Source organism: Hymenobacter profundi, from assembly GCF_019334315.1.
GTDB classification, from domain to species: Bacteria; Bacteroidota; Bacteroidia; order Cytophagales; family Hymenobacteraceae; genus Hymenobacter; species Hymenobacter profundi.
Window position 1 is genome coordinate 19,830 of record NZ_JAHWGL010000060.1, and the last position, 11,010, is coordinate 30,839.

Below are 11,010 nucleotides of genomic sequence, written 5' to 3' on the forward strand. Positions count from 1 at the left end.
TCTTTTCCTGACCGCTATGGCTACTACCACTTTGCCCGACATCCGTACGGAAGGGGACATCAAGACGTTGGTCGACTCTTTTTGTCAGCACCTTTACAACGACGAAGTATTAGCCCCGGCGTTCAATGCCATGGCTCGTATTCACTGGCCCTACCACCTCACCTCCATGTATCAGTACTGGAGTAGCACGTTGCTGAGTGGCAGAACGGATGTCAACGGCGAAGCCATTCCCCACAACCTGGTTCTACCAGTTACCAGCCCCAACTTTCAGCGTTGGGTAAACTTATTTTACGGTACGGTAGCAGAACACTTTTCCGGCTCAAAAGCTGAAGAAGCCAAACTGAAAATGATGAGCATGGCATCGGGTGCCTAATCTGCTGATCATTATTTAGTAAAAACGAAGCGGCCGCTCACCAGATGGTGAGCGGCCGCTTCGTTTTTGTGTTTCCTACCTTATACACCCAGCAGCAGACGCGTAGGGTCTTCGAGCAACTCCTTCACGCGCACCAGGAACGATACCGACTCGCGGCCGTCGATGATACGGTGGTCGTAGCTCAGGGCTAGGTACATCATGGGGCGAACCACTACCTGCCCGTTCTCGGCCACGGGGCGCTGGATGATGTTGTGCATCCCCAGAATAGCCGATTGCGGCGCGTTGATGATGGGCGTGCTCATCATAGAGCCGAATACGCCGCCATTGGTGATGGTGAACGTGCCGCCGGTCATCTGCTCAATGGTCAGCTTGTTGTCGCGGGCCAGGCCAGCGAGGCGCACGATTTCCTTCTCGATACCATCAAACGATAACTCCTCGGCATTGCGAATGACAGGTACTACCAAGCCTTTAGGAGCCGATACTGCAATGCTGATGTCACAGAAATCGTTGTACACGATGTCGCCACCGTCGATTTGAGCATTCACGGCGGGCCACTCTTTTAGGGCTACGCACACCGCTTTGGTGAAGAACGACATGAAGCCGAGACCCACCGAGTGCTTCTCCTTGAACTTGTCTTTAAACTTGTTGCGCAGGTCCATAATCGGCTGCATGTTCACCTCGTTGAAGGTGGTGAGCATGGCCGTTTCGTTTTTCACCGACACCAAGCGGCGGGCCACCGTCTTGCGCAGATTGCTCATCCGCTCGCGGCGCGAATTGCGGTTACCAGTGGTAGCTTCGGCGGCGGCAGGAGCCGGCGCTGCTGGCGCCGGGGCTGCCTGCGGTGCGGGAGCAGCGGGCTTTGCTTGAGCGTTTTGGGCGTCTTCCTTGGTGATCCGGCCGTCGCGGCCGCTACCCTGCACGTCGGCAGCGTTGATACCTTTTTCGCCGAGAATTTTGCCGGCAGCCGGAGAAGGCGTGCCCGTAGCGTAGGAGGTAGTGCCAGCGTTGGCAGCAGGTTGCGATGGGGTAGGTGCAGCTTGCGCACTGGCCGGCGCAGCAGCCAGGGCCGCTGAGGCGCCGCTACCACCACCTTCGATGCGAGCTACTACAGTACCAATGGCAATGGTTTCGCCTTCGCCTACGGCGTGGCGTAGGGTGCCAGCAGCTTCGGCGGGCAGTTCAAACGTGGCTTTGTCCGATTCCAGCTCGGCAATTACCTCGTCGCGGTCCACTTGGGCACCGTCGGGCTTCAGCCACTTCGACACGGTTACTTCCGTGATGGATTCGCCTACTGTCGGAATCTTCATTTCGATAGTGCCACCGCTGCTGGGAGCTTCGGCAGGAGCCGCGTCCGACGTTGCGCTGTCTTCGGGCGTGCCGCCGTAGCCGGCTTGGTCGCTGGCCGCAGGGTTTTCCTCTCCTTTAGAGATGGGGTCGTTGCTAGGCGCAGCAGCAGGAGTCGCAGCGGATTTCGTAGCGTCTGGGGTAGCGTCTGCCGCCGGGGCATCGGCACCACCGATTTCGGCAATCGTCGTTCCAATGCCAATCGTTTCGCCTTCAGCTACTTGGATACTCAGCGTGCCATCGGCTTCGGCGGGCAGCTCAAACGTGGCCTTGTCCGATTCCAGCTCGGCAATGATTTCGTCGCGTTTTACGGCTTCGCCGTCTTTTTTCAACCATTTGGCGATGGTTACTTCCGTAATGGATTCGCCAACGGCGGGTATTTTAATTTCCAGACCCATAGGTGGGAGAGTTAAGGGTTGTGGGGCGATGGGATAAGCATTTCTACCCGGCTGCTGACTGAGAGCCAGCAGCCGGGTAGGCAAATGAATTAATCAAGCTTCTTAGCTTCTTCTACGGTTTCCTTGATGTTCTCGTCGGCTACCTCTTCGCGGGGCTTGTCGAAGGCACGCGCTACCAAGTCTTTCTGCTCTTTCACGTGCACTTTGTTGTAGCCGGTAGCAGGCGAGGCCGAGGCTTTGCGCGCTACCACGTCTTCCAACTCGCGGCGCATGAAGCGCAGCAGGTAGTTCCAGTAGCCCATGTTTTCGGGCTCTTCCTGTACCCAGTAGATCTTGGCTTTGGGATACTTTGCCAGCTCGGCATCCAGCTGCTTTTTGGGGAAAGGGTGCAACTGCTCCATCCTGACGATAGCCACGTCGGTGCGGCCCGACTGCTGCTGCTCGTCCAGCAGATCGTAGTACACTTTGCCCGAACACAGCAATACGCGCTTCACCTTCTTGGCATCGGCGTAGTCATCACCCAGCACTTCCTCGAAGCGACCCGACGTGAAATCCTCCACCGGCGACACACACAGCGGATGGCGCAGCATCGACTTCGGCGACATCACCACCAGCGGCTTGCGGAATTCCCACGTCAACTGACGGCGCAGGGCGTGGAAGAAGTTAGCAGGGGTGGTGATGTTAGCCACTACAATGTTGTTCTCGGCGGCCAGTTGCAGGAAACGCTCGGGGCGGGCGTTGGAGTGCTCGGGGCCCTGGCCTTCGTAGCCGTGGGGTAGGAGCATCACCACGCCGTTCATACGCTGCCACTTGCTTTCCGACGACACCACAAACTGGTCAATCATCGTCTGGGCGCCGTTGGCGAAGTCACCAAACTGCGCTTCCCATACTACCAAAGCAGTAGGGTTAGCCATGGCATAACCAAACTCGAAGCCCAGCACTGCATACTCACTCAGCAGCGAGTTATAGATGCGCAGGTTCTCGTGGTCACCTTTCAGGTGGTTGAGCGAGTTGTAAGGAGCCGAGGTTTCGGCGTCGTGCAGCACAGCGTGGCGGTGCGAGAACGTGCCGCGCTGGCAGTCCTGGCCGCTCACGCGCACAATGTGGTTTTCGGCCAGCAACGAGCCGTAGGCTAGCAATTCGCCGGCGGCCCAGTTCAACTGCCGCGTCTCGAAGAACATCTTGCGGCGCTCTTTCAGCAGGTTATCAATCTGCTTCAGTGGCTTAAAGCCTTCGGGTAGGGTAGTCAGCGCCTCGCCTACTTTCTGCACCGTTTCCTCGCTCACGCCGGTTTCCGGCGACTGCTCGAAGTCCTGGTTGGTGCTGCGGCGCAGGTTGCGCCACTCATTTTCCAAAGGCTGATACTTGTAGGGTAGGGGCTGCTGTTTCACCTGATCGAGGCGGGCTTGCAGCAGGTCGCGGAACTCGCGGTCCATCTGCTTGGCCAACTCCGCATCCACGTCGCCGCGCTCTACCAGGCGAGCGTTGTAAATCTCGCGCGGGTTCTTGTGCTTCGAGATGATATTGTAGAGGGTAGGTTGGGTGAACTTGGGCTCGTCCGACTCGTTGTGGCCGTGGCGGCGGTAGCACACCATATCCACGAAAATATCGGCGTGGAACTGTTGACGGTACTCCGTGGCCAAGCGCACAGCGAATACTACTGCCTCGGGGTCGTCGCCGTTCACGTGAATCACGGGCGCGTCGATAATCTTCGCCAGATCTGTGCTGTAGATAGACGAGCGGGCGTCCTCGAAATCCGTGGTGAAGCCTACCTGGTTGTTAATGACAAAGTGGATGGTACCGCCTGTCTTGTAGCCTTCCAGCTGCGACATCTGCGTCACTTCGTAGCCAATGCCTTGGCCGGCCAGCGCGGCGTCGCCGTGGATGAGGATAGGTAGGATCTTGTGATAATCGTCTTGGTACTCGTGCTCAATCTTGGCGCGCACCAAGCCTTCTACCACGGGGTTCACCGCCTCCAAGTGCGAGGGGTTGGGCGCCAGCTTCAGGTTCACTTGGTGGCCCGATTCGGTGTCTACCTCCGACGAGTAGCCCATGTGGTACTTCACGTCGCCGTCGCCCATGGTTAGGTCGGGCTTGGCCGTACCTTCAAACTCCGAGAAGATCTGCTCGTACGTTTTGCCCATAATGTTGGCCAGCACGTTCAAGCGGCCGCGGTGGGCCATGCCAATCACCACTTCGCGCACGCCCAACTCAGCACCCTTTTCAATGATGGCATCAAGGGCTGGAATGGCTGTTTCGCCGCCTTCCAATGAGAAGCGCTTCTGCCCCAGGAACTTGGTATGCAGGAAGTTTTCGAACACTACGGCTTCGTTCAGCTTGCGCAGAATCCGCTTCTTGTAGTCGTCCGAAGGGTTGAAGTTCAGCGCGTCGTGCTCCGCTTTCGTGCGGAACCAGTCCAGCACCTGCGGGTCGCGGATATACATGTACTCGAAGCCCACCGTGCCGGTGTAGATGGACTGCAAACCGGCAATGATTTCGCGCAGGGTAGGCGCATCGCCCAAGCCCAGAATGGAGCCGTTGCGGAAAGGCGTATCCAAATCGGCTTCGCTCAGACCAAAGTTTGCCAGATCGAGGCGGGCTTTGCGGTCTTTGCGCTGACGCACCGGGTTGGTTTTGGCCAACAAGTGGCCGCGGCTGCGGTAGGCGTAAATCAGGTTGCGTACGGCCGTTTCCTTGTCTGGCGCGGCCTCGTTGCTATTGCGCAGAGCACCCGCACTATCGGTAGAAGCGCTGGTATTCAGCACGCCATAGCCGGGACGCTGCTCCGGAATGGCTTCCAGGGTAGGCGCAGCGGGGGCGGGAGGGGTAGCGGGGGTAGCTGTAGCCGTGCCGTTGGTTGCAACGGGCGTCTCGCCATCGGCGGGGTATTGCTGCGAGAAATCGAAACCCTCGAAGAATTTTCGCCAGCCGAAATCTACCGAATCGGGGTCCTGCTTGTACGCTTGGTACAGTTGGTCGATATACTCGCCGTGCGCGTTGGCGATATAGGAGTAAGCATCCATAGGTGGGGGTGAGGTAAGGGCGCTATGTGAGTTGAAAGCAAAAGTAAAGTACTTGAATAGAAGTCAAAAACTCATATTCGTGTTTTCAAATAAACTTTACAATCAAAACTTTACAGTAATACTGCAAATTGAACTCTGTATTCTTACGAGGTTATAGGCTATAAGTAATAAAAAAAAGCCTTTTCCTGGCGGAAAAGGCTTTCAAAAACATATGCATTTATCTGTCTTTACTTGGGCAGACTCATTTTAAAGATATGATATGGCTGATCCTGTTGGCCAACACCTTTGCTCCAGGTAGGTGTTTTGTGGATGGCCGAGTTCGTTACATATAAAGTAGTGCCATCGGCGGAGAATGCAAACGTATCCGGCCACTCCAGGCGGGGGTCCTGCACTACGGTTTCAATCTTGCCCGCCGGCGTGCGCCGCTTGATGGAATGATCTTCAAAAGCCGTCAAGTAAAGGTTGTTCTGCGCGTCGAGAATCATACCGTCGCAGGCAGGTACTTTGCCCAGGTCTTCAATCTGCGCGGCCAGTTGTGCGTCGCTTAGGCTGGCATTGCGCAGCGCTTCGGTTTTGATACGGTACAGGGCGTAGCTGGTCAGCGGCTTCCAGTAGAGGTACTGCCCGTCTTGGCTCAGGGCAATGCCGTCGGCGTTGAACTGGCCCTGTTTGCCGGTAGGGTCCACCAATAGCTTACCATCGGCCTTAATATTCAGGGTGGTGTCGCCTACCATCGAGGGGTGCTTCACCAGCAACCGGCGTGCCTTGCCCGAGCCCAGGTCTACTACCACCAAGCTACCCTCTCCCGACTCCGTGATGTAAGCGTAGTTCTGCTGCGTGTCCACGCGCACGTCGTTGAGGTAGGACTTGCGCGGGGCTACATTCTCGGGGAAAGCGATGTTCTGCACGACCGTATTCGTCTTGGGGTCGATTTTCACCAGCTTCGGGCCGCCGGGTACGGTGGCTTTCAGGCCGGGCGAGGCGGGGTCGAGCACCCATAGCATACCGGCGCGGTCGGCGTATACGCTCTGCGGGCAAATCCAGTGCTTTTGCGGCTCGTTGCGCACCGTTTCGTTCCAGGTGCACCACGCTGCATTGGGGTAGGGTTTGAGAGAGTTGTTGGCCCCAACTTCGGCAATGGGGAACACCGGGTTATTATCCCAGCGCGGAAAATCGCCAAATACGCGGCCGTCGGGCAGCACGGCTACGCCCACAATTTGCGGCTCGCGGAAGGCGGCCACAATTTGCAGCGGGGAGTTAGCATCGCCTTTGGGAGCTGCGGCCCGGCCTACCAACGCCGTAGTATCGTTGGCGGCATTGTCTGCCATGGTAGTACCAGGGGTAGGAGAAGAGCAGCTAGCAGCCAACAAGGCCAGCGCACCAGCTACGGCAAGTGAGCCTGCACGGCGGTGAGCAAAAGAAAAACAAGAAAGCATAGAGGGGAGAAATGGAGGTGAGGAAAAGGGCTATAGCGCAAGGAAAACTTCTTCTCATACGGCGCTCGACAAACGGCGTTAGGACCAATCCAAGTCAATTTTTTACTTCTATGCCAAACCCTATGGCGTATGCGCCGTACTATGGCACCTCAAAGAATGGAATAACAACGGCACCCTGACGCTAATTTTTTTAGCACTCTTTTTTTACCTTCGCTTTGCCTTGCAGCACAACCCGTCGCAACGGCTTCACAGGATTCAATTAATAAATAGTTGTACCTTTGCCAGCAAGTAGGCAGTAAATGTCCCGCTTATTACCATTAACAAGCAGTTAAATCGCCTCTTTTCCTGCTTCACTAGCTTAATCAGGCTTCTCAATCTTTTCTGAACACACTGGCTTTGCAAGCGATTTTCGCTGCAAATTGCCTTTCCTGTTAGCCGGAATTAGCCGGCTGCCTACCCTCTTCAGGCTAAGCAAGAGTCCACTAAAGCTACTTTGATGTCCATTGCTTTATTTCTGCTCACGTTTCTCTTTCCGCCCCACGTTGTTATGCAACCGGCGGCCCTACCTTCTACGGTAGCTCAACTGAGCCCACGCCCGGTAACCCTGTTGCTACCCCAGCCCGTTGCGCTGGTGCATCACACGCCGCGCCGCATTGCCTCGTACCGCGTCACGGCAACTGTCTACTCGGCCAAAGCCGGTCAGACGGATAGTGAGCCGTTTATTACGGCTGATAACTCGCGCATCTCGCGCCACCATACCAGCAAACGGCGCTGGATGGCCCTTTCCCGGGACATGCTAAAAGCCTGGGGGGGCAAGTTTGACTATGGCGACTCGGTGCAAGTAAAAGGCATTTCGCCGAAGTTGGATGGCGTATACGTCATTCACGATACCATGAACCGCCGCCTGCACCGTACCATTGACCTGCTGGTGGGTCGCCACGAAAAAATTTACGGCAAGTGGGACGACGTGACCATCAAGAAGGTGGAAGACACGCCGCCCGAACTCCCCGAATGGCAGGCTAGTTAAGCCGGCTCTTGTCCTCGGGACGCTGCGCCAGCAGTTCTGCTACCTTTTCTACCGGTTGCGGGTTCCCAGACTTATCGTACAGGAAGCTAAGTGGTTGCGCCGGATTTTGCATGATTTCCGCCAGCGGAATATGCCACGGTTTCCACATTTCCAGCAGCGCCTGGCCGTAGCCGCTGTTGTCCCAGGGGTTGAAAACCGGCCCCGTCACATCATCTATCAGGGTATCCATTACTACGTGGTCGTCGCCGGCTTGCACGGAACGCGCGAAGTAATCGGGCACTACATTGAACAGGTAGGCCGCGTAGTACACGCGCGCTTTAAACTCGGCAATCTGGGCCGGGTGTAGTGGCCGATGGGCCTGCTGGTAGATGCCGCGCATGGCCTGGCGAATAATCCCGTTGTCAACCAAGCAGCTTGTAATCACCGCGTTATCGAGCTTGATACTGAACACCATGGTGGTCAGGTCGTCGTCGTACTCGAAGGGTAGGGCGGGTTGCGTGGCATCAGCTTCCAGAATAAAGATGGATGCCGGCACGAAATCATCGAACTCCGTAGGCACGCGCAGGGCCTGCAACGTTTGGAAATACGCCTGAAAACGGCGGAACATCTGGGCGTTTTCGGCCAACGGGTAGCGTGGCTTGATCAGCGGATTTAGCTCCGTGAGCAGCTCCGTGACCAGCACCCCGTAGAACATCTTACCCAACCACAGGAACAGCGTTTTCTCGTCCAGTGCCCGTAGGCCGTCCAATCCGGCTGCGGCGGCTTCGGCTACCTGCGCCTCCAGCGGCTCTACGTGCTGGGTGCGGCAGCGGGCGCAGCACGAGATGGTGAGGTGTTGATAGGTGGTGATGCTTTGATCGAGCAGCTGAATAGGCCGCTCGGCCAAGTGGTAGCGCTCCATCAGCCACGGTGCAAACACCGGCACGGCATCGGTAGGGGGTGTAGTAGGCGTGCCACACAAAAAGCATTGCTCGGGGCCAAAGCGCATGCCCTCGAAAGGGTCGTACAGGGTCAGATCAGAAATCGGCATACATTTATAACAAGCGAAACCGCAAAAGTACGGTGCCCGTTGGCATAGCCCTACCTATCGGCGCAGGCCAGGGTAGCAATGCTGACACTACTGGCGCCGGCTGTTAGCAGCACGGCAGCACAGGCTTCGAGGGTGGCACCGGTCGTTAGCACGTCATCTACCAACAAAATACGCCTACCAGTCACCGATTCGGGCGTGGCTACCTCGAATACAGTGGCTACATTTCGCCACCGCTCTAAGCGCGTTTTACTGGTTTGAGAACTGGTGTGCGTAGTGCGGCGCAGCGCGTAGGCGTGCCACGGGAGCTGCAAGCCATTGGCAAAGCCTTCGGCCACGCAATCAGACTGATTATAACCGCGCTTTGCCAGCTTGCGCGGGTGCAGCGGCACGGGCACGATTAAGTCGAAAGATTCGTGTAGGCCGTGCTGGCGCAATTCGGCGCCGTACCACTCGCCCAGCACTACGCCTACTTGCCGCTGTCCGCGGTATTTGAGCTGGTGCAACAGGTGCTGCACCCGGCCGCGCCGCAGAAACCGCAGATAGCTAAACGCGTGCGCTATGGGCACTTTGCCCCAAAAGCGCCGGGCCAAGGGATTGTCAGTAGGGGGTAGTAGATGGTAGTCGGTGTAGGGCAGTTGAGCGCGGCAGCCGGTGCAGATATGGTTTTCGCCCCGCGCCAAGGGTTCCTCGCAGGCCAGACACACACGCGGGAAAAGCAGGGAGACGAAGTCGGCAAGTGGGGCGAGTAGCACGGTGGGTATGGGAGTTTGATTTTAAGCTCAGAGTTTATTGGATTTTTAGGCGTAACTGAATAAAAATCAGCTTACTGCTTTCTTTTCATGCAACTATTCATCGCATAATCAGCTCTTCTTTCTGCGCTCCTTTTACTTCTACCTATCTGTATATCAATGATTCCATACAAATACATGGCCATTGCGGCGATAAGCTCGGTGTTGCTACTCGAAGGATGTAAGGAGGATGCTGACATAGTACAGAGTCAGGTAGAGGCGCGCTTCGTGGTGCTGAACACTCAAGGTCAGCAAACCTCTGTTTTCAAGGCAGGTGAAAATGTGGTGTTTAGGCTTCAGATCACGAACCAGTCAGATCAGACCCTCATGCTAGACAACCCTATTTTTCTCGATCAGCGCTTCTGTGAAGTACGCAAGCGAGGTAGCAGCGCCGAGCAGATTTCTTTGGGCAAGCCCTATAATAGCATCTTCTGTACTTATCAGGGAGGACATGTGCTGCCAGCTCACGGCAGTCAAACCATACAGATTCCGTGGGTAGCAGATAGCACAGTGCTGACCACTACCCACTTTTGTAGTGTGCTGCATAAACAGTTTCTCCCCGTTGGCCGCTATTATTCCTCCTTCACTACCCCTATCGCACTTTATCAAAATAATGAGCAGATAGGTGAAATTCCTGAAAGGAGGTACACCGTCGAGTTTGAGGTTCGTTGAGCCGCGGGTGTAACTAAGAGCGGCGTTTGTGGTTAATTTTGGATTTCATTCCTATAATCAACCACTCGTGTTCCTCTCCGCCCTTTGAGCGGTACGGAACCGAATTCTACTCGCACCCTATGTCCCTCGTCACCGAATTCAACGACTACCGCCAACAGATGAACGATAAGATCATGGCGGCTGATAACAAGGTAATCAAGCGTTTCTTCAACCTCGACACCAACACCTACCAGGAAGGCGCCGTGGATGTGAAGACCAAGGAGATGATTGGCCTGGCCTGCTCCATGGTGTTGCGCTGCGACGACTGCATCAAATATCACCTGGGTAAGTGCCACGAAGAAGGCCTAACCGACACTGAGATTTACGAAGTCTTTGCCATTGCCAACCTCATCGGCGGCAGCATTGTGATTCCGCACTTCCGCCGCGCCGTGGAGTACTGGGAAGTGCTGAAAGAAGAAGCCGCTAGCGCTGCCAACGTATGATGGAACACGAATCGGAAGCGGATTTTGAGTACCGCTGGCTGAAGCTACGCAACGAGATGAAGGCCCGCTTCGGCAAGAAGCCCGACCTGAACGCCATGCTCCTGCTCATTGGTGTGCAGGAGCTGGGCCAGGGTGCGGGACCCTTCACCAAAGAGCAGAAACAGGACCTGATGCACATTGCTACCTGCCGGGTCTTCAGCATCTCGGGCTACTACGAGCTGGAGCGCGTGGATGAAGAAGGCTGGCCGCACTACCGCCTGGTGCGCCCCGTGCCTTTTGCTAACCTTAAGGAGCAAGAGCGCATGCTGCAATGGCACATTGTGGAGTATTTTGATTCGCTGGAAGACGAGTAATTAAGGCTGTCATCCTGAACGCAGCGGAGCGTAGTGAAGGACCTTATCACGCTGGCGCGAGCCGTTATTGTAATGGTTGTTCTT

Annotated in this window: 10 protein-coding genes; 5 read left to right on the forward strand and 5 right to left on the reverse strand. The window is 56.1% G+C overall.

Features of this window, described 5'->3' with window-relative positions; translation table 11 throughout:
• The first annotated feature begins 16 nt into the window (after positions 1 to 16).
• Positions 17 to 373 carry a group III truncated hemoglobin gene (locus KYK14_RS14045; RefSeq protein ID WP_185281831.1) on the forward strand — a complete coding sequence of 119 codons (357 nt, stop codon included), beginning with the start codon at positions 17 to 19 and terminating at the stop codon, positions 371 to 373.
• An 80-nt stretch (positions 374 to 453) separates the two neighbouring features.
• Here KYK14_RS14045 and odhB read toward each other — a convergent pair whose 3' ends face one another.
• The 3 genes from odhB to KYK14_RS14060 form a co-directional block, all read right to left on the reverse strand.
• Complete coding sequence (gene odhB / locus KYK14_RS14050) at positions 454 to 2,115, reverse strand: 2-oxoglutarate dehydrogenase complex dihydrolipoyllysine-residue succinyltransferase (RefSeq protein WP_219159665.1); 1,662 nt, start codon at positions 2,113 to 2,115, stop codon at positions 454 to 456.
• A gap of 89 nt (positions 2,116 to 2,204) precedes the next feature.
• Complete coding sequence (locus KYK14_RS14055; RefSeq protein ID WP_219159667.1) at positions 2,205 to 5,138, reverse strand: 2-oxoglutarate dehydrogenase E1 component; 2,934 nt, start codon at positions 5,136 to 5,138, stop codon at positions 2,205 to 2,207.
• 227 nt (positions 5,139 to 5,365) lie between these two features.
• On the reverse strand, positions 5,366 to 6,574 hold the full coding sequence (locus KYK14_RS14060) for an SMP-30/gluconolactonase/LRE family protein (RefSeq protein WP_219159669.1): 1,209 nt from the start codon (positions 6,572 to 6,574) through the stop codon (positions 5,366 to 5,368).
• Positions 6,575 to 7,070: 496 nt separating this feature from the next.
• On the opposite strand from KYK14_RS14060, the gene KYK14_RS14065 reads away from it, so the two are divergent.
• Positions 7,071 to 7,601 carry an RlpA-like double-psi beta-barrel domain-containing protein gene (locus KYK14_RS14065; protein ID WP_219159671.1) on the forward strand — a complete coding sequence of 177 codons (531 nt, stop codon included), beginning with the start codon at positions 7,071 to 7,073 and terminating at the stop codon, positions 7,599 to 7,601.
• Here the strand turns inward: KYK14_RS14065 and KYK14_RS14070 are convergent.
• Together KYK14_RS14070 and KYK14_RS14075 are read right to left on the reverse strand one after the other, a co-directional pair.
• Entirely contained in the window at positions 7,594 to 8,631 is a 1,038-nt protein-coding gene (locus KYK14_RS14070; RefSeq protein WP_246601849.1) for a hypothetical protein, read from the reverse strand. The genes KYK14_RS14065 and KYK14_RS14070 overlap by 8 nt on opposite strands.
• A gap of 50 nt (positions 8,632 to 8,681) precedes the next feature.
• Positions 8,682 to 9,383, reverse strand: a complete 702-nt coding sequence (locus tag KYK14_RS14075; protein WP_219159673.1) for a ComF family protein — start codon at positions 9,381 to 9,383, stop codon at positions 8,682 to 8,684.
• A gap of 156 nt (positions 9,384 to 9,539) precedes the next feature.
• Between KYK14_RS14075 and KYK14_RS14080 the strand changes: the two genes are divergently transcribed.
• From KYK14_RS14080 to KYK14_RS14090, 3 genes are all read left to right on the forward strand, one after another.
• Positions 9,540 to 10,091, forward strand: a complete 552-nt coding sequence (locus KYK14_RS14080) for a hypothetical protein (protein WP_219159675.1) — start codon at positions 9,540 to 9,542, stop codon at positions 10,089 to 10,091.
• A gap of 119 nt (positions 10,092 to 10,210) precedes the next feature.
• Complete coding sequence (locus tag KYK14_RS14085) at positions 10,211 to 10,573, forward strand: carboxymuconolactone decarboxylase family protein (RefSeq protein WP_185281837.1); 363 nt, start codon at positions 10,211 to 10,213, stop codon at positions 10,571 to 10,573.
• Entirely contained in the window at positions 10,573 to 10,926 is a 354-nt protein-coding gene (locus KYK14_RS14090; RefSeq protein WP_185284378.1) for a hypothetical protein, read from the forward strand. The genes KYK14_RS14085 and KYK14_RS14090 overlap by 1 nt, the downstream gene beginning before the upstream one ends.
• Positions 10,927 to 11,010: the final 84 nt, after the last annotated feature.

Bases quoted from the DNA above. Each gene is read 5' to 3' on its own strand.
- odhB (WP_219159665.1), bottom strand. From the start codon at position 2,115: ATGGGTCTGGAAATTAAAATACCCGCCGTTGGCGAATCCATTACGGAA.
- KYK14_RS14060 (WP_219159669.1), bottom strand. From the start codon at position 6,574: ATGCTTTCTTGTTTTTCTTTTGCTCACCGCCGTGCAGGCTCACTTGCC.
- KYK14_RS14090 (WP_185284378.1), top strand. From the start codon at position 10,573: ATGGAACACGAATCGGAAGCGGATTTTGAGTACCGCTGGCTGAAGCTA.
- KYK14_RS14065 (WP_219159671.1), top strand. From the start codon at position 7,071: ATGTCCATTGCTTTATTTCTGCTCACGTTTCTCTTTCCGCCCCACGTT.
- KYK14_RS14070 (WP_246601849.1), bottom strand. From the start codon at position 8,631: ATGCCGATTTCTGATCTGACCCTGTACGACCCTTTCGAGGGCATGCGC.
- KYK14_RS14080 (WP_219159675.1), top strand. From the start codon at position 9,540: ATGATTCCATACAAATACATGGCCATTGCGGCGATAAGCTCGGTGTTG.
- KYK14_RS14085 (WP_185281837.1), top strand. From the start codon at position 10,211: ATGTCCCTCGTCACCGAATTCAACGACTACCGCCAACAGATGAACGAT.
- KYK14_RS14045 (WP_185281831.1), top strand. From the start codon at position 17: ATGGCTACTACCACTTTGCCCGACATCCGTACGGAAGGGGACATCAAG.
- KYK14_RS14055 (WP_219159667.1), bottom strand. From the start codon at position 5,138: ATGGATGCTTACTCCTATATCGCCAACGCGCACGGCGAGTATATCGAC.